General features: G+C 61.7%; 13 protein-coding genes. 8 read left to right on the forward strand and 5 right to left on the reverse strand.

Going from position 1 to position 17,937, the window contains the following annotated elements:
* Window positions 1-322: 322 nt before the first annotated feature.
* Window positions 323-2,080 (reverse strand): type VI secretion system Vgr family protein, encoded by a 1,758-nt coding sequence (locus U1R88_RS16730; RefSeq protein ID WP_322432246.1) that lies wholly within the window; start codon window positions 2,078-2,080, stop codon window positions 323-325.
* A gap of 309 nt (window positions 2,081-2,389) precedes the next feature.
* On the opposite strand from U1R88_RS16730, the gene U1R88_RS16735 reads away from it, so the two are divergent.
* The 3 genes from U1R88_RS16735 (at window position 2,390) to U1R88_RS16745 (ending at window position 7,955) form a co-directional block, all read left to right on the forward strand.
* Window positions 2,390-3,757: a sensor histidine kinase gene (locus tag U1R88_RS16735; protein ID WP_322432247.1), complete on the forward strand. Its 1,368-nt coding sequence runs from the start codon at window positions 2,390-2,392 to the stop codon at window positions 3,755-3,757.
* Window positions 3,758-4,036: 279 nt separating this feature from the next.
* Window positions 4,037-5,326, forward strand: a complete 1,290-nt coding sequence (locus tag U1R88_RS16740) for a type VI secretion system protein TssA (protein ID WP_322432248.1) — start codon at window positions 4,037-4,039, stop codon at window positions 5,324-5,326.
* Between the two features lie 304 nt (window positions 5,327-5,630).
* On the forward strand, window positions 5,631-7,955 hold the full coding sequence (locus U1R88_RS16745; protein ID WP_322432249.1) for a caspase family protein: 2,325 nt from the start codon (window positions 5,631-5,633) through the stop codon (window positions 7,953-7,955).
* Window positions 7,956-8,039: 84 nt separating this feature from the next.
* Here the strand turns inward: U1R88_RS16745 and U1R88_RS16750 are convergent, their stop codons facing one another.
* Complete coding sequence (locus U1R88_RS16750; RefSeq protein WP_162275056.1) at window positions 8,040-8,447, reverse strand: tail fiber domain-containing protein; 408 nt, start codon at window positions 8,445-8,447, stop codon at window positions 8,040-8,042.
* A gap of 777 nt (window positions 8,448-9,224) precedes the next feature.
* Window positions 9,225-10,517: a S41 family peptidase gene (locus tag U1R88_RS16755; protein WP_322432250.1), complete on the reverse strand. Its 1,293-nt coding sequence runs from the start codon at window positions 10,515-10,517 to the stop codon at window positions 9,225-9,227.
* A gap of 437 nt (window positions 10,518-10,954) precedes the next feature.
* Between U1R88_RS16755 and U1R88_RS16760 the strand changes: the two genes are divergently transcribed.
* Together U1R88_RS16760 and U1R88_RS16765 are read left to right on the forward strand one after the other, a co-directional pair.
* Window positions 10,955-11,656: a polysaccharide deacetylase family protein gene (locus U1R88_RS16760; protein ID WP_322432251.1), complete on the forward strand. Its 702-nt coding sequence runs from the start codon at window positions 10,955-10,957 to the stop codon at window positions 11,654-11,656.
* A 211-nt stretch (window positions 11,657-11,867) separates the two neighbouring features.
* Window positions 11,868-12,866 carry a L,D-transpeptidase family protein gene (locus tag U1R88_RS16765; RefSeq protein ID WP_322432252.1) on the forward strand — a complete coding sequence of 333 codons (999 nt, stop codon included), beginning with the start codon at window positions 11,868-11,870 and terminating at the stop codon, window positions 12,864-12,866.
* Window positions 12,867-13,026: 160 nt separating this feature from the next.
* Here U1R88_RS16765 and U1R88_RS16770 read toward each other — a convergent pair whose 3' ends face one another.
* Window positions 13,027-13,293 (reverse strand): hypothetical protein, encoded by a 267-nt coding sequence (locus U1R88_RS16770; protein WP_322432253.1) that lies wholly within the window; start codon window positions 13,291-13,293, stop codon window positions 13,027-13,029.
* Window positions 13,294-13,661: 368 nt separating this feature from the next.
* Here U1R88_RS16770 and U1R88_RS16775 point away from each other — a divergent pair, with 368 nt between their 5' ends.
* Complete coding sequence (locus U1R88_RS16775) at window positions 13,662-14,081, forward strand: DUF1236 domain-containing protein (protein WP_068284251.1); 420 nt, start codon at window positions 13,662-13,664, stop codon at window positions 14,079-14,081.
* Window positions 14,082-14,111: 30 nt separating this feature from the next.
* Here U1R88_RS16775 and dinB read toward each other — a convergent pair whose 3' ends face one another.
* Window positions 14,112-15,383, reverse strand: coding sequence for a DNA polymerase IV (dinB, locus tag U1R88_RS16780; RefSeq protein WP_322432254.1), 1,272 nt, complete (start codon window positions 15,381-15,383; stop codon window positions 14,112-14,114).
* A 299-nt stretch (window positions 15,384-15,682) separates the two neighbouring features.
* On the opposite strand from dinB, the gene U1R88_RS16785 reads away from it, so the two are divergent.
* A complete protein-coding gene (locus tag U1R88_RS16785) occupies window positions 15,683-17,134 on the forward strand; it encodes a hypothetical protein (protein ID WP_322432255.1) in 1,452 nt (483 codons plus the stop codon).
* Window positions 17,115-17,936 (forward strand): hypothetical protein, encoded by an 822-nt coding sequence (locus U1R88_RS16790; RefSeq protein WP_322432256.1) that lies wholly within the window; start codon window positions 17,115-17,117, stop codon window positions 17,934-17,936. Before U1R88_RS16785 ends, U1R88_RS16790 begins: the two co-directional genes overlap by 20 nt.
* Window position 17,937: the final 1 nt, after the last annotated feature.

Genomic DNA, 17,937 nt, shown 5'->3' on the forward strand with positions numbered 1-17,937 from the left:
GCTAACTCATTGTTTAAACGTATTTTTGCAATTTCCAGCGCTTTCGTCCAACCAAAAATGCTCCGCTGGGTCGCAATCGATTCCTGAAAATCCATCGCGATCCTGCGGATCTCTGGTGTCGCGTGCCGGTTGGACGGCGGCGATACGCCCTATCGCGTTTTTCCGGAGTCGATAAGAAGCGCAAAGACTTGCAGTCACTCCCTCCACCACCAAGGTGGCCTAACCCCGGTGAGCAGTTACAGACGCTTCAGCCAATTCTTTGGATTGGCTTGGAAACAGGGAGTTGGAGCAAAGAAGCGTTCACACTCGAACGCGTTTTGCTCTAATTGATCAGAACCAGCGCCCCCTGGACCATCAAGGGTGCTGCAGCCGAAACCTGGCCGATTGCGTTCGACTTCAGATTCATCAAGGCATCGGCCTCCAGGGTGATCATGGTCGATTTGAGCTTGATGCCAACCGGGGTCATGGTGAGGGTGCTGTTCCCCACGGTGAACTCGATCTTCTGATTGGCCTTCACCGTCCAGGTCGACATGATGGTTTCGTCGCGGCTGTTGCCGATCTTCACCTCGACATTCTGGCCGATCTCGCGCCGCTCGTCGTTTTCGACCTTGCCTTCGAGGTCGTGCTGGGCGTGAAAACGGATCAACTCGCTTCCGGCCGTATCGTCCATGATCAGTTCGTTGTAGCCTGATCCGTTCAGCGTCTGCGACTTGGTGCCCGAGACGGCGTTGAGCTTGTCCTTCACATAGGGCGCGACATTCTCGGCATTGTAGACGCTGCCCGTCACCAAAGGCTGGTCCGGGTCACCCTCGATATAATTGACCACGACCTCCATGCCGATGCGCGGGATCTTGACGTCGCCCCAGCCGTTTCCGGCCCAGTTCTGGGCGATCCGCACATAGCGGGACTGGCTCTTGTCGCGGTCCCAGAAGAACTGCACCTCGATGCGGCACTGGTCGTCCACGTCGCTGACCACCAGGGCAGTCTGCGGGCCGTGAATGACGGGCTTGGCTGTCACGGCCGGCGCCCGGAACGCGATGTCGAGCGGCTGGAACTCGTAGCTGCCGGAATAGCCCTCCTCGCCGGACGCGCCGATCGAGCGATAGGCCTGGGCGCGGAAGAGATGATGGGCCCGCACGATCAGATATTTGGTGCCCTTGCTGGCCGGGGGATTGCCATCGAGCGTCATGGTGAAGCCGGGGCAGCAGGTGACGGCGTCGCCGCCAGCCATCACGCGCTTGTCGATGGCTTGCTCCGCCTCGAGCCGGACATTGGCCAGCGTGGTGCCATCGCCCTTCTCCGTATAGCGACCGGGATAGTCGTAGAGTTCGAGGTCGCCATGCTGGTACCTGGCGCTGGCTGCCTTTTCCGCCATCAGGTCGGTACTGGGTTTGTGGTAGTCGTAGTCGTCGAGCGTGACCTTGCCGGAACGCAAGCGCCGGCCCTCGGCCCATTCGTTCAGCCTGTCCTTGGTCATGATGTTGTCGAGGCCGACAGCCGCGAATTCGAGGGCCGCACCGCCGAGCTTGGGCTCATGAGCCGCGCTCGCATCCGCCATGACGAGCTTGTGGTCGGATTCGCTATGCTCGAAATAATAATAGATCCCGTATTCCTCCATCAGCCTTGAGATGAAGGCAAAGTCGCTTTCGCGATACTGCACGCAATATTCGAGCTGCGGATAGCTTTCCGACAGGCGTTGCTCGAACTGAATGAAGCCACGATTGTTCAGGACCTGGCTGATGATCTCGGGTACGGTCATGTGGCTGTAGATCTTGCAATTGGTGGTCCTGGTCAGCAGCCACAGCCAGGGGCGGAGCACCAGGCGGTAATAGCGCAGATCCTGGTCCCTGCCGATCCATTGCGTCTCCACCAGCACGCCGTTGAAGCTGCGCTTGACGCCTTCGTGGTGGGACTGGATTTCCAGGCGGCATTTGGTGCCGAGGATCTTGTCGAAATCGACCTCATTGTCATCGCTGACGACCTCGAGGCGATATTCGAAAAGCTCGCTCAGCCCCTCCGATCCTTCAAAACGGGTGACGACGAGCTTGTCCTTGCCAAGGCTACTCGTGAAAGAGCCCATTCGTGTGTCTTGACCGAATATTTGTGCCACAGCCTGCCCTCGCTCTACCACGTCGGCCAATGAAGGCTAGCTCTGTTCAAGTTCAACGTCTACGCCATAGGCGCTTTGACGCCTCCCACATTTTGGGGGTCCCAGTCATAGTTCCCGCATCTGGGACTGGCGGGTTTCGACATTCTTGCTATTCTTGTCAGAGGGTCGGTCGCCCTCATGATTTAGACGCCTCTCACTCAGTTGATGGGCAACTTAGCCGGTCGACCCTGGAGCAAAACGCTTTGGGCGTATCGCCAGTTGCGGTTTGAGGACGGTGCGATGAGCCCGGTTGCGGAAGATCTGAGGCGGTTGGGACATCTGCTCGCCACCGATACTTTGGCCGTCATCGCGGCAATTGCCCTGATGAGCTGGTTGCTGCGCCGGCGGGAAAGCGTCCTGGCCTGGCTCTGCTGTGCGGGCATCGCCTGGTGTGCATTCAACCTCGCGGGCCTGCCCCAGGTTGAAACACCGCCCTTCGGCTTTGCGATCGGCCGGGCCGCCCTGCTCTATCCCCTGCTCTTCACCACCCTCGGCCTGGCAGCGAGCCTGGTTGGTGCAAGCCTTCCTCGTGGCCTGGTGGTCGCGATGGCGCTGGCCTGTTTCGGCCTCGGCGTCGCGGCGATCCCGTTTCACGACCTGGCAGCCACGCGGATCGCCGGTCTTGCAAGCCTGGGCGCAGCGCTGCTCCTGCTGGGCTTCCTTGCAATGAGGGCGGAAACGCAGATCGCTACGCCTGAAAAACTGGCGCTGGTAGTCCTCAACGCGCTCGGTCTCGCAACGGTCGGCATCGATCTTTATGCCGGAACGATCTGGCCCGGCAAAGGTGTGTCGTTCGCACCCTATGCCGGCGTGATCCTCCTCGGCTTCAGTGGCTTCGTCATCCTGCGGCACATCCTGGCCAATGCCGAGGCGCGAGAAAGGCTCAACCAGGCGCTCGGCCAACGTATCGAGACCACCAAGGCCAATCTGCTGGCGAGCGAAAGCGCGAGGCATGCCCTCGAAATTGCCCATGCGGTGAAGCTGGAGCGGGAACGCCTGATGCGGGAAATCCATGACGGCATCGGTTCGAGCCTCGTGGCGGCACTGGCTTCGGCCGAACGCCAGGGCAAGGAGAGCACGACGGCGGTCGTGGCCCTCAAGGGCGCGCTGACCGATCTTCGCGTCGCGGTCGACTCGCTCGAGCCGGTGGAAGGCAATGTCGCCACCCTTCTCGCCAGCCTGCGCTATCGCTACGAACCCGAACTGCGAAAATCGGGTATTGGCGTCAAATGGATGGTCGAGGACGTACCCGAACTCGACTGGCTCGACGCGCCGAGCGCCCTGCATGTGCTGCGGATCCTGCAGGAATCGGTCAGCAATACCATGGGCCACAGCAAGGCGACGCAGCTCACCTTCAAATGCAAGATGGCGCTGCTGCAGGGGCGGCCCGGCCTTCGCGTCGAGATTGCCGACAATGGCAGCGGCTTCAATATGGAAGCTCCGGCCACAGGCCGCGGCCGGCGGAACATGCTCCAACGTGCTGACGCCCTCGGAGCCACGCTGGAGGTGCTCAGCAAACGGGGCGAAGGCACCGCCACCATCCTTTGGCTGCCGCTGGTCCGCAAGCAGGGGCTGAATCTGGAGGAGGGCCAGGCCGCGGAGCGGTAGAGGAGGCGCTCGGACGCCGGAAATAAAGGACTGACCAATCAAAAATCATTGTGACGGGCGGCCATGGTCATCGGCAATGATCGGCGCAGCATTTTCGCCGCCTCCCCTATATGGGGGGTTGCGGGTAGAGACGCAGAACAGCATGATTTCCAAAGACGTTTTGTCACCTGAATGAGCCGCGGCAAATCGCAAAGACGCACCGGACAAAAAAGTGGGAGTAGAAGTGCGGTTGGGAAAAATCGCCCTTTGCTCCAGTGGGACCCCAGCAGGTAGGCCAAGATGGCAGTCTATGCCGGCATCGAGACGGAGATTTCAGCCGACGCACCCTGTGGGCCGGATCCTGATGCCGACTCCGACGCCCAGAATTTCCTGACCGTCGCCGAAGGCCAATTGCCGGCGAGCTATCGCAGTTTCAACAAGAAGTCGTTCGAATCCAAGCAGACACTTGCAGATCTGCGTGTCCATCTCGATAAATCGCGCGATCTGCGCTATCTCGTCCTGGCGGCCAAGTATCATATTCTGTCGGATGATCTGCCCGGTTTCGTCGACGCCGTCTCAGCGACCAATGCCCTGCTTCTAGCGCAGTGGGATCATTGCCATCCGACCGAGGCGGCCGGCGGCGCGGAACTGAGGTCCGCCTTTCTCAAATCGCTCGACGACCTGCCGACGGTGGTTCTGCCGCTGCAGAGCGCCACGCTGATCAATGACAAGCGCCTCGGTGCGTTGTCCATGCGCTCGGTCCTGGTGGGGGAAGGGAAATTGCCCCCGCGCGAGGGAGAGACCGCCGTCGAGGCCTCGGGTGTCAGGGATGCCTTCCTGCGTTTCGAGCCGCTGCAGCAATTGGTGGACCTGACGGCTCATCTCGAGACCATCCTCGCCAACCTCGACAGCCTGCGCCAGCTTTTCATCGACAAGGCCGGACACGAGGCCGCACCGCAATTCGAGCAATTGCCCGATCTGGTGCGCGCCATTCGCACCTATGTCGGCGGCATCGTCACGACGCGGGAGCCGGGCCTGGCACCGGCGCAACCGGTTGAAGCCGAGAGCACACGGGAGGTGGCCGAGACTGCCTCTGCACCCGCTCCCCTCGCGCCTTCGGACGTCGCCTCGGTGAAGGAGGCTTCCAATGCGCTGGCGGCGATCCTGGCCTACTATGCCGGCAAGGAGCCGTCGAGCCCGGCAAGGCTGCTCCTCAAGCAGGCGCATCTGCTCGTCGGCAAGTCCTTTGTCGAAGTCATGAAGATATTGGCGCCCGGCCTGGTCGAGAAAGCGAAGATCCAGATCGGCGGCACCATGCCCTTTGCCTTGAACTTCGCCCAGCTTTCGGCACTGGCGGTCGAGGAAGGCAAGCCCGACGAGACCGAAGCGGAGGCCCGCACCTATTCCGTGGCGACGCGCGGCGAGGCCTCGGCCCTGATGCGCCAGATCGAGATCTTCTACAACAATATCGAGCCCTCGAGCCCGATTCCCATGCTGATCGAGAAGGCGCGGGCCCTGGTGGCCAAGGACTTCAATGCCCTTCTCGTGGAAATCTCGCGCAAAGATGAGAAGAAGGATGACAAGTCCTGATTCAACCAGGACGAGTATCGGGGTGAAATAATACCGGGAGGCATTATCGATGCCCCTGGTCCCTTCTGGCAATTTTGGGCAAATCTTGGATTTGATGCCGGAAATTACCAAGTGCCCAAGCCGAGATTGCGCCAGCGTTTTCGAAGCTTGGTATCATGAGGCATTCGAGGAGCTAAGTAAGATATTCTTATTTGCTCTTCTAAGCTTTCGGACTAAGCCGATATCACTATTTCGAGAGTGGCAGGCAATTGTTTCGAAAGCTGATATCATTGGATCAGATATAGTACAGGAGGCGTCGGTGAAGATGCTGACCTCACATCAGGAGCGGGACATGCGTCATTGCCTTGACTGGAGAACCGGGCTGTCGGCCGCCGCCCTCGCCGCGGTCATGCTCGCCCTGCCGGCGAGCGTCAAGGCAGCGGAACGGCGCGTGGCCTTCGTGGTCGGAAACAGCCATTACACGGTCGTTCCCCAGCTCAACAATCCGGACAAGGATGCGCAGGCCGTCGCGGCCGCCCTGAAACGCGAAGGTTTCGAAGTGGTGTCGGCGCTCGATCTCGACCGCAACGAGTTCGACAAGGCCCTGCAGCGCTTCATCCGTTCGCTGCCGGGCGCCGAACTCAGCGTGTTCTATTATTCCGGCCACGGCATCCAGGTGGGCGGCGACAATCGCATCATCCCCATCGATGCCAAGCTGAAGGATCCAGCCGATCTGGAGGTGGAGACGATCAACGTCAAGACGATCTTCGCCTATATGCAGCAGAACTCCAAGACGCAGCTCATCTATCTGGATTCGTGCCGCAACAATCCATTCCAGTCCCGCTCGTTCCTGGTCGGGCCCGAAAAGCAGATGGCGATCGCCGGCGTCGGCCTCGCGCCCCAGACCAGTCCGCCGAGCAGCCTCATTGCCTATTCGACCCAGCCCGGCGCGGTGGCGGAGGACGGCACCGGAGACAAGTCGCCGTTCACGGCTTCTATGGTGAAATACTCCTTCACGCTGGGCGTCGACGTGCAGCGCGCGCTCGACAAGGTGACCGACGATGTGTGGGCGGCAACCAACAAGCGCCAGCGCCCCTGGTCGGTCGGTACCTTGACCCAGCCTGTCTACCTGGCCAAGCCGGTCATTCGCATTGCCGCGGCGGCACCCGTCCAGCTTGCCAAGAATACCACCGTGAAGATCGGCCCGGCGCCCAAGCAGGGATCGGACAACTTCGCCGATCAGCAGGCCCCGATACAGGTCGCCGCGTTGCTCGGTGAAACCTTCAACAAGCCGCGCCGCGTTCCGATCGGCGTCGGCCAGGTCGCCATGCTGGATGACCTGCCGCTGGTGCGCGCCGCGACCGGCGCGCAGATCCAGATCGCCGCGGCTCCGAGCTTCGGCACGATGTATCTCAACGGAGCGCCACTGGCCGAGGGCGACATCGTCGACCAGAACGCCGTCCGGTCCATCACGTTCGAACCCTCGATCGGCTCGGAAGGCAAGGAGCAGAGCGTGCAGCTCAAGGTCGAGCAGCCTGGGGGCGAGGGCCAGGTCGTCTCCGGCAAGATCGAATCCTTCGTGCCGATTTGCGACGACAAGGCGGGCGAGCCCCTCGACCCGCAGGGCGTCACTCTCGGCAAGCTGCCAAACGAGATCGATGCCAAGCCGGCCATCGCCGCCTGCAGCGAGGCCGTCGCCAAATTCCCAACCGTTGCGCGCTATAAATACGAACTCGGCCGCGCCAAGCTCGCCGACAAGGACGTCGCGGGCGCCATCGAACTCTTCAACGCGGCCGCCGATGCAAGCTATACACGCGCCTACTACGAACTCGGCTACCTGGCCGAACGCGGTCTCGGCCGCTCGCAGGACCTGGTCGAGGCCAACCGGCTGTTCAAAATGGGTGCCGAGCGTGGCGATCCCTATGCCATGCTCGCCTATGGTCGCAATCTTACCCTCGGGCGCGGGGTGCCCAAATCCGTGGACGAGGGCGTCAAGCTGCTCAATCGGGCCGTGGAACTCGGGCACACCTATGCCATGAATACTGTGGGTGCCATGTATTATTACGGCCAGAACCTGCCGGCCGATCCGAAGCGCGGCATCAAGTTCTACGAAGCGGCGCTGGCGCGGCACGACATCTATGCCATGCGCAATATGGGCATCGCCTATCTCGACGGCAAAGGCGTGGCGCGCAAACCCATCATGGCGATGGAGCTGTTCAAGCAAGCCTCCGAGGGCGGACATCCCAGCGCGCCCACCAATATCGGCGCCATGTATTTCAAGGGCAACGGCGTCAAGAAGGACCTGGCAAGCGCCATAAGCTGGTATGAGATCGGCGCCGAACGCGGCGACTTCTACGCGGCGTCCAATCTGGGCTGGATCTATTCCAAGGGCCCGGCGGCGCAGCGCGACCTGGAGAAGGCCGCCTGGTATTCGAGCCTCGCCATCGCACTCGATGCCTATGGCGAGCACAAGGACGAGGGAAAGAACCTCAGCGCCTTGCCGCTGGCCGAGAAGAAGAAGGTCATCGACAAGCTCAATGCCGAATTGGGCAGCGATGCGGTAACTCCGACATCGGATGTCGACGACACGATCGTGCTGGCTGCCCGCAAGGCCTGGCAGAAGCGGAACCCCCGTCTCGACCTGTTCTGAGGCAGACCGCCATTCCGGCAGAGTGCGGCTTTTCTCCATGGCATCGAACCTGGCTTCCCGCCAGGTTCGATGCTGCCACCAGCATTACGCGCCGCGCCCGAGCAGCTGCGTGGACCTTTGATAGTCCGCCAACATCATCATCTTCACATCGATGCGGTCATAGTCGACCATGAAGTAGCCGCTGTCGGTACGGATGACGGCGTCGGGATGGGTCTCCAGAAGGTCCTGGGCCATGACGCCGACATAGACCGGACCACCCCAGACATAGCGGAAGCGATAGATCGTCAAACCGCTGGGAGACTGGCCGATGGCACGGATGTCGGTCTTGAGCCGGCGATCGGACCAGCCGCCGCCGCCTCCCGAACCACCGCCGCCGCCATTTCCGCCGCCGCCATTTCCACCGCCCCCACCGCCGCCACTGCCTGCGGGCATCCTGTCACGCGTATCGTCGCCGGCATCCGGCTCCATGATCACGCGCCTGCGACGGGGCATCGTCGCATGGTGAGGTCGGGTGGGCCTGATCCTCCGGCGCGGCGGCTCCGGTTCGTCAACATAGATGGGTTCGTTGGGGTAACCTGACGCGCAGCCGGCAAGCACAACGGCCAGCCCGCTTCCCAAGACCCCAAACAGCAGGCCCCGCCGAACTTCAAATTTGCTCGTCATCGGTATCTCCTAAAATCTGGCGGGCACACACCGCGCCGATATGGATCATAGCAAGCCGGGCGGATTCAGGCGTGACAGCCCGCACAGAGGAGCGCGCCGAATAGGATGACGTCGCCCCTTGAACTGACCGAATGGTCAACAAAACAAACGCCGAGACGACGGTCCCGGCGCAAATATAGAACAAAACTTGTTCTTGACATAGGTGTACTCGATCTTTGCAAAGCACTCGCATGACTTAAGGCATCAACGCCGGCCGCGTACCGGGTTCATCAAGCACGGCTTCAATCCCAAGGCGTTGGCTTCGCTCCGATCGTGGTCGAAGCCGATCGCCTTTCGTGAGCGCGTGATCTCCAAGCAGGACTCGCCTCGCCAGCGTTTTATTCCCGGATTTGGTCAATCGGATCATGCGGCGATCGACCGCGTTCGCTCTTGGGCTCAGTAGCCTCCGGGCTGCCTTGCAGCCGTGAAGGTGACACGCGCAAGATCAGCTCTTTTCGCTCGGCTGCACGGACATCACCCTGGAACATCCTGCGATTTGGATGCGTTGCTTCAAATCGCAAAGACGCGTCGGAGCAGATCGGCGATCACGCCGGAACGTGCATCGCCCTAGGATGGACGTCCCTGCAGGATGCCGATCGCCTTGTTGAGCTGGGTATCGTCCTTCTCGTTGGCGGGCACATAGGCCGAGGAGCCGCCTTCTTCAGCCTTGTCGGCATCCGGATTGGCCAGATGGCCCTTGAGGCCCGACTCGCCCTTGGTCTCATCGGCGCCCTTGAGATCGTCGGGCACGTTCTCCTGCACCACGATCTCAGGCTCGATGCCCTTGGCCTGGATCGAGCGCCCGGACGGGGTGTAGTAGCGCGCCGTGGTCAGGCGCAGCGCGCCGTCGCCTTGCAACGGGATGATGGTCTGCACCGAGCCCTTGCCGAAGGAACGCGTGCCGACGATGGTGGCGCGCCTGTGATCCTGCAAGGCGCCGGCGACGATCTCCGAGGCCGAGGCCGAACCGCCATTGACCAGCACGACGATCGGTTTGCCCCCCGTGAGATCGGGCCCTTCTGCAGCAAAACGCTGTACATCGTCGACGTTCCGGCCCCGTGTCGAAACGACCTCCCCGCGCCCCAGGAACGCGCCGGAGACCGAAACGGCCTGGTCGAGCAAGCCGCCGGGATTGTTTCTAAGATCGATCACATAGCCCTTGAGCTTGTCCTGCCCGATCTTCTTGCCCAGCCTGTCGATACTCTTCTTCAAGCCGTCGAAAGTCTGCTCGGTGAATTGAGTGATGCGGATATAGCCAATGTCTCCGGCAAGCTCTTCATCTCTCACCGAAGCAACCTTGACGATGTCGCGCACGAGCTTGACATCGAAGGGCGCTCCCTTGCCCGCTCGCAGGATCCTCAACGTGATCGGTGTGTTGACCGGCCCGCGCATCTTGTCGACGGCTTGCTGCATGCTCAATCCCTGCACCGCCTCGCCGTCGAGCGCAGTGATCACGTCACCTGCCAATATGCCAGCCTTGGAGGCCGGCGAATCGTCGATCGGCGATACGATCTTGAGGACGTTGTCCTCCATGGTGACCTCGATGCCGAGCCCGCCGAACTCACCCTTGGTCTGCACCTGCATGTCCTGGAAGCTCTTGGCGTCCATGTAGCTCGAATGGGGATCGAGCGAGGTCAGCATGCCATTGATGGCCCCCTCAACGAGCTTGCCGTCATCGGGCTGCTCGACATAGTCGGAGCGCACCCGCTCGAACACCTCGCCGAACAGGTTGAGTTGCTTGTAGCTGTCGGCCAATGCGGCCTGGGCTCGGCCGACGAGAAGAAAAGGGGGCTGCGTCAGGGCAACCGTGCCGAGCACGCCGAGCGCGGCTCCCGTGGATATGAGGGCGAGATTACGCATCAGGGTCTCATCTGTTGGCGGCCAAGTTCGAGTTCGAACGTACTCGATGCGCCTCCCATTCCCTCTTCCAAATCGCCCCAGGGAAGGCCGACAACACTGATACCGCGATTATGGCTGCATTTTGTTGATCATTCTTCGCCGTTCAGATCGTGCCCACCCTTCAATGACTGCGGAGCCGGGGTCTCCATGACAGACGGTGTCATGGTTGTAGCTTTTTCCCTCGAAAAGCATTTTGATCGATCCTCGAGGTCTCGGCGAGGTTCAAGGCAGTGTCGCGTATCCGGAAGGGCGTTTCGAAGCAAAGGCATGGCAACATTCCGAGCCGGATATGCACGGCTATCCTGCCCCTCCTCATGGCCCTGTCGTCGGTACCGCCAGCCGCTCCCGCTTCAGCTGGCCAACAAAGGCATGACGCACGGGAGGCCCTCACGCCCTGCGTGGCGCTGACGTTCGATGACGGGCCGGACATGACGTTGACCCCTCTCCTTCTCGACATTCTGGCCCGCGAGAAGGTCCATGCCACCTTCTTCGTGGTCGGCAAAAGGCTGGCTTATTCACCCGGCCTGGTACGGCGTGAATTTCTCGAAGGCCATGAGATTGGCAACCACACTTTCGACCATCGGGCGCTCACCGCTTTGACGGATGGCGAAGCCATCGCCGAAGTGGAATTAACGGATGAGGCCGTCATCGCGGAAACCGGCCAGAGGCCCGATGTCCTTCGTCCTCCCTGGGGCAGGATCGACGCCCGCATCAAGACTGCGTTGCGCGGTGCAGGACTCTGGCGCCGAATGGCTCTTTGGGACTTCGATTCCTTCGACTGGCTCGATGACGAAGCACCTCTGACCAGGCTGATCGGTGCCGGGGCCCCGGCGGGGGCGGTGATCCTGATGCATGACATCCACGCCAGCACTATCGCGGCGGTGCCTGACATCATCCACACCCTCAAGCTGCGAGGCTTCCGGTTCGCCACGGTCGGGCAGTTGCAGGCTTGCCGGCATGGGACGGAACCCGGCGCCGTATCGACGGCTCCTCGTGCCTTGCCCGCGCCCTCCCCCGACGCGCCATATGGCAGCCTGGCCCATGCCCTGGATGCCATCACCCCCTTGAAGGAATACATCGCTCACCGGCTCGGCTCCTGACGGCATGCTTGCGGGTGAGGAGGATAAGCTGGAGCATCGAAGCTCAGGTCTGGCCGCATCGGCGCATTGCGCAAAAACCATGCAGGTCAAGTGGGAGCGCCGCTGAGGGCGGGCGGAATGCGCAGGCTGAGGCCGACAGTAAGGCGGGAACCAGATCAGCCGTACCGCGTCCTAGAAACAGGCACTTCGTCCCAGTCCTGGAGTGAGGTCCATGTTCAGGCTGCTTCTCGCCCTCACATTTACACTCGTCTTCGGTACGACACAGGCCGCCAGACTCGACCTCACTAGAGTCGACCAGGCGCAATTCAGCCCAAGCGCGCCGAAGAATATCGATCCGATGCTGATCAAGGCGCAGATCCTTCTCGATCGCGCCCGCTTCTCGCCCGGCCTGATCGATGGCCGCCCTTCGGAGAGCTTCACCAGGGCCGTCGCTGCCTTCCAGGCGACGAACGGACTGACATCCGACGGCACGCTCACGCGAGAGACCTGGGACAAGCTCACGGCGACCTCCGTCATCCCCGCGCTGACGACCTATGAAGTGACGCGCAAGGACGTGCGCGGACGCTTCACCCGGCGAATTCCCGCGCGCATGGAAAGGATGGCTCGTCTCAAGCGGCTCGGCTATCGCAACCTGCGGGAGCAATTGGCGGAGCGTTTCCATGTCGGCCAGCCATTGCTGACGATGCTCAACCCCGGCGCCCGTTTCAAAAAGATCGGCGCAAGCCTGACGGTGCCCTATGTCGGCCGAACCGAGCCACCTCCCGTCGCGGCAAGCGTCGAGGTCGACAAGGCCTCCCGCCAGGTCCGTGTGCTCGATCCCTCGGGCAAGATCCTTGCAGTCTATCCGGCCTCGATCGGCAGCGAGGAGAAGCCGGCCCCGATCGGCACGACGGAGGTCAGGCACGTGGTGCACAATCCCATCTATTACTACGATCCGAAATTCGCCTTCAAAGGGATCAAGACCAAACGCCCCTTCACCATTGCCGCAGGACCGAACAATCCGGTGGGATCGGTCTGGATCGACCTTTCCATCGAAAGCTATGGCATCCACGGCACGCCCGACCCCGGCAAGGTCGGCATGACCTTCTCGCATGGCTGCATCCGCTTGACCAACTGGGATGCCGAGGACCTCGCCTCCATGGTCAAGCCGGGCACGAAGGTCGACTTCAAGGGCGATGCGGCACCAGGCGAGAACGAACGTCCCCACTAAGGGTCCGCTCGTCCTGCGCCGCGCCACGCCTCTACCGGCTGAAGCCTGCGGCTTTGCGTTCGCCCGGATCTTGCTCGACTCCCGGGACCGGACGCTTTCGGCTTAGCGCCGCCAGCGCACAACCATCTGCTGCCGGCTCCGTGCTGTTTCCGGCCTAGCCCTAATCCGGCGCCATCTGGCAGTTGGGACCGACCCATTTGTTGATCGACGTGTCGAGTTCGCTTTCCATCATTGCAGCATTGCATACCGGGTAACGCTCGTCGCCGCGCCGAGCCATGCTGCGCTCCCTATATTGGCGAACCAGCGTATCGTGATCGGGTGGCCGTTGGCGTTTCTGCCGCAATGACAGCTGCATCACGCAATTGGCAAAGGAACCCGTGCCCTCCGTAAAGCCGAAGCCGGCGCACTGGGCTTTGTTGTCCGACATCGGATCGGCGTTTCCTTTGTCGGTCACGCAGACCCAACAAGGAGACGACAAGCGCGGCAACCCATGAAGTGGCCAATGAACGCGTACGGTACCCTTTTCGATCCTTTTGAAAGCGATAGATCAGTGCCCCACCAGAGCGGTATTTTGCAATCGCTTATGAGACAGCCATCATGCAGATCATGCCTCGCCTAGATGGGACGGCGGGAGCAATGCGCCCTGCCTTTTCGTAACAATCGGTATTCCTTTGTGAACAACGGCCCCGCAGTTCGAGCGGAACCTCGTCACGCTGGCGGGGTTCGGGCCCCGATTCCCACGACGGGAACAATTTCCCACGACGGGAACAATCCGATGCGAACAGGAGGTCGACAATGACCGCAAGATCAATGCTTTTCGTCACGAGCTTGGCTCTTTGCATCGCTGCACCTTCGGCAGTATTCGCCCAGGGTGTATTGCCCGGAGCGAAGGAAGGGGCCGAACAGGGTAACGACGCCGCGGGGCCGGTCGGCGGTGTCGTCGGTGGAGCGGTGGGCGCAGTTACCGGCGGGATCAACGGCTTGATTGGTATTAAGGAAAGGCCTCGGTTCAAGAAATATGTGATCGAGCAGCATCCCCGCGTATTCACGTACGATCAACCGGTCGCGGTTGGCACGGTCCTGCCCTCCGAAGGTGTTGAATATTACGAAGTGCCCGCAGAGTATGGGCCTATCAGCTATCGATACGCGTATGTGAATGACGAGGTCGTCCTTGTCGATCCAGGAACGCGGCGGATCGTGCAGATCGTGCAATAAACAGGTTACCGAGAGCGGGGCCGTGCCTCGTCATGGCCCTGCTTGTCCGTCCGCCTCACGGTCACCCAAATCTTTCTGAGCAAGTTCTCGGAAGGCATCCGGAACGGATCGCTTTCGATCCAGCGCCGCCGTAGCGTACCCTACCGCGTCGCGCCCGAAGCGTTGGCGAATGAGATCCATGGCGCGATCGGCCGACTCGCGCGCTACTCCGCCGGGCCGCCTTTTCTCGCCGGGAAGGGTGAGCGGAAGATCGAGCTGAGTCTCCCGCTCTTTATGCAAATGGGAAACGGAAACCGCAACCAGCGTGATGATGGTTTCTCGCGGGTGGTCGGCAAGCGCGGTGCGCACCAGCCTGGTGGCAATCTCCGCCAGCACAATCGTCGCTGCGACTGGCGCCTCGAGCGTTACCGACCGCGTGATGGCGCGCATGTCGGCGAACCGGACACGCACTGTCACGGTCCAGCCGGCCAAGGCCTTGGCACGAAGGCGCGAGGCGACCCGATCGGCAAGCTGAAGCACGGCCGGCACGAACACGCGTGCGATGGCGGGCTGCCGCCCCAGCGCGGATTGCGCGCCGGCGGATCGGGCCCGGTGCTGCGTGCGGATCTGGCGGGGATCCCGGTTCGAGGCGAGCGAGCGGAGCTTTTCCCCAGCTGCGCGGCCCAGAAGCCGCTCGATCGAATGGCCCGGCGTCTTGGCGAGCTGGCCGATGGTGAGAATGCCGCGATCCTTGAGCCTGGCTTCGGTCACCGGCCCGACACCCCACATCAGGCCGACAGGGAGGTCATGAAGGAAGTCGAGCTCACGCGCGGGATCGACGACGACGAGGCCATCCGGCTTTGCAACCTGGGAAGCGATCTTGGCCAGGTGCTTTGTCCGTGCGACGCCAATGGAGATCGGCAGGCCCAACTCCGTGCGCACGCGCCCTCGAATGGTGGCAGCGATATCGGCCGGTGTCCCGAAAAGATGGGTGCAGCCGGCGACATCGGCGAAAGCCTCATCGATCGAAATGCGCTCCACCAGCGGCGTGAAGTCCCCCAGTATGGCGATCGCCGCGTCGCCAAGGCGCTGATATTCGTCAAAGTGGCCGCCGACGAAAACGAGTTGCGGACAAAGCTCGCGTGCCTTGCGGCCCGACATGCCGCCACGCACCCCGAACGCCCTGGCCTCGTAGCTCGCCGCCAGCACCACCCCGCCGCCGACGGCGATCGGCCTTCCGCGCAGATTGGGATCGAGGAGTTGCTCGACGGAGGCATAGAAGGCATCGAGGTCGGCATGGAGGACGGTGGCAGGGGTTTCCATGATCTGAAATCCCACATCAGATGTTTCCTATTTGTTCTGGTCAATGGGAGCAAAGTCAAGGTCCCGGAAGGGGCTGGCGGCCCCGGCGCGCCCGAATGGTACATCAGCGAGGCCGAAAAGTTCGATGGAGTCCGCGAGCAGTCTCGTATCCATCGTGATGGGCGCCGTGTTCATTCCCCCGCAATCGAGGGCCACGGCTGCAAAACCACCGCTATGATACGCGCAACACTGCCTATATAACTACGCTGTCGGCTGAAATCCCGACCGATTATTTCGTTTGAGTTTCTGGATATTGCATCTTGAAGAGCACTGCCCTCGCCCGCCTGTTGCAGGGGATCACGAAGCCTTCTCACGACAAGCGTCCCTCGATCGAGACCTTTGCGGATATCGACACGGATCGGCTCGCTGCCGAGCTCAACCTTGCCGGCCGGGGGAGAGAACGTGGCGGCAACGAGGAACCTGCGACGTCGTCCGAGACGATGGACTCTGTCGAGACCCAGATCATCGAGCGCATCGAGGCCGCCAAGAAGGCCGCTCATGCCACCATCGAGGACGAGTTGCGCACCTATGCCGAACGCCTGGCGGCTCTCGATTTTGAGGACAGGTTCACGCAGATCCAGCATACCGCCCCGGCCGCCGTCGGCGATTTCAAGCTGGAGGCCCGCGCGGGGCGCGACGACCTTTATGCGCTGCGCCGCAACCTGCGCGACCTCGACGCAGAGCAGCAGACCTTCCGGCGCAAGCACAAGATCGACCGCACCGCCCGTGTCCACGGTGGCGCAACGACCTTCCTGAAAATCGCCCTTCTCATCGTGATGTTCGTGGTGGAAGCGTTTGCGAACGGCAACTTCCTGGCCAAGGGCAGCGAACAGGGCCTGCTCGGCGGCGTAACCGAAGCCATCTCCTTTGCCGCCCTCAATATCTTCGGCACCTTCATCATCGGCCATTTCGGCGTCAAGCAGATTGCCCACAACAGCGTGTTCCGCAAAGCCTTGGGGGTGCTGGCCTTCTGCTTCTACGTGGCCTTCGCTCTCGGCCTCAATCTCGCTTTGGCCCACTATCGCGACGTATCCGCCCAATTCCTGGAGGGGGGCGGCGAGCGCGTCATGCAGGTCATGGCCACCAGCCCTTTGCAGTTGCGCGACCTCAATTCCTGGCTGTTTTTCGGGCTCGGCCTGATGTTCTCGGTGGTCGCGCTGATCGACAGCTTGACCTTTTCGGACGCCTATCCCGGCTATGCAGAAGTTCAGCACCGGCTCGAAGCGGCCAGGGACGCCTATCGCGACCGCAGGGCGGAACTCGATGAAAACCTGAAAGACGTCCGAGACGAATATCAGGACAGGATGCAGGATATCAGCAGCGATCTATCCCTGCGGCGGGGCGAGTATGAAGCCATCATCGCCAATCGCGCGCGCATGCTGAAGCTGTTCAGCCAACATCAGGAGCATCTGCAACGAGCCGCAAACGTGCTGATCAGCGTCTATCGCGAGGCGAATGCCAAGACCCGCAAGACGCCGCCTCCCGCCCGTTTCGCAAGCGCCTTCTCGCTCCTAAAGATCAGCGTGGAAGCCAACACCGAGGGCGAATGGAGCCTGCGCGACCTGCGATCCCGCATCGAACAGATCCAGGCGATGCTGACGGCCGAGGTGAAGGAGATCCATACCGCCTACCAGACCACCATGGACGAATATCAGCAGCTCGACGACGTCGTTCCCGAGCCGGGGATGGGTGATGGCCCGAAACAGGCGTAGGCGCTCGCGCGCCACGAGCGGTTTGTCGCATTACATCCTGGGTGGCCTCCTGCTGTTGGCGGCTGCAGCGGTGGCAACCGGTTTTGCCTATCTCAAGCTGACGACACAGGCTCCGCCGAAACTCGCCGCCGATTTGTGTCCCGTCGATGGGCCGACCTCCATGACCATCGTCCTGCTCGATGCCTCGGACGCCTTGCCGCCGATCGGCCGCCAGCAATTGATGACGGAGCTCACCGATCTGGCCGAGGCGACACCCGACTACGGCCTGTTCGAACTGCGCATCCTGGAGCCCGATGCATCAGGCGGTGCCGTGAAGTTCCGGGCCTGCAATCCGGGAGACGGTTCGAGCGTGGACGCCCTCACCGGCAACAAGGAGCTTGCCAGGCGGAAATGGATGCAGGGGTTCAAGCAACCACTCGAACGGGCTCTGGCCACGGATCTGGCCGGCATTCCCTCCGACAGTTCTCCGATCATGGCGACCATCCAGGCGATTGCCGTCGAAAGATTCACCGGCGCCAAGTCGGACAGCGTTCCCAAGAAGCTGGTCGTCGTCTCCGACATGATCGAGAACGGACGAGACTACAGCCAGTATCGCGGCGACCTCTCCTTCGCCCGCTTCAGGAAGTCGATCGCCTACAAACAATTCAGGACCGATCTTCACGGCGCCGACGTGGGCATCAAATATGTACAGCGCCAGAAGCCACCGATCGACAGCGTTGCGCATATCCGGTTCTGGCAGGCGTGGATCGCCGACAATAACGGCAGGTTCGACGGCGCCGACCGGTTGCAGGGAGTGAACTGAC

It is taken from the genome of Labrys sedimenti (genome assembly GCF_034424805.1).
Classification (GTDB): Bacteria; Pseudomonadota; Alphaproteobacteria; order Rhizobiales; family Labraceae; genus Labrys; species Labrys sedimenti.

Coding starts and splice junctions, on each gene's coding strand:
- U1R88_RS16755 (WP_322432250.1), bottom strand. CDS start 10,517: ATGCGTAATCTCGCCCTCATATCCACGGGAGCCGCGCTCGGCGTGCTC.
- U1R88_RS16770 (WP_322432253.1), bottom strand. CDS start 13,293: ATGTCGGACAACAAAGCCCAGTGCGCCGGCTTCGGCTTTACGGAGGGC.
- dinB (WP_322432254.1), bottom strand. CDS start 15,383: ATGGAAACCCCTGCCACCGTCCTCCATGCCGACCTCGATGCCTTCTAT.
- U1R88_RS16775 (WP_068284251.1), top strand. CDS start 13,662: ATGACCGCAAGATCAATGCTTTTCGTCACGAGCTTGGCTCTTTGCATC.
- U1R88_RS16750 (WP_162275056.1), bottom strand. CDS start 8,447: ATGCCCCGTCGCAGGCGCGTGATCATGGAGCCGGATGCCGGCGACGAT.
- U1R88_RS16740 (WP_322432248.1), top strand. CDS start 4,037: ATGGCAGTCTATGCCGGCATCGAGACGGAGATTTCAGCCGACGCACCC.
- U1R88_RS16790 (WP_322432256.1), top strand. CDS start 17,115: ATGGCCCGAAACAGGCGTAGGCGCTCGCGCGCCACGAGCGGTTTGTCG.
- U1R88_RS16765 (WP_322432252.1), top strand. CDS start 11,868: ATGTTCAGGCTGCTTCTCGCCCTCACATTTACACTCGTCTTCGGTACG.
- U1R88_RS16735 (WP_322432247.1), top strand. CDS start 2,390: ATGAGCCCGGTTGCGGAAGATCTGAGGCGGTTGGGACATCTGCTCGCC.
- U1R88_RS16730 (WP_322432246.1), bottom strand. CDS start 2,080: ATGGGCTCTTTCACGAGTAGCCTTGGCAAGGACAAGCTCGTCGTCACC.
- U1R88_RS16745 (WP_322432249.1), top strand. CDS start 5,631: ATGCTGACCTCACATCAGGAGCGGGACATGCGTCATTGCCTTGACTGG.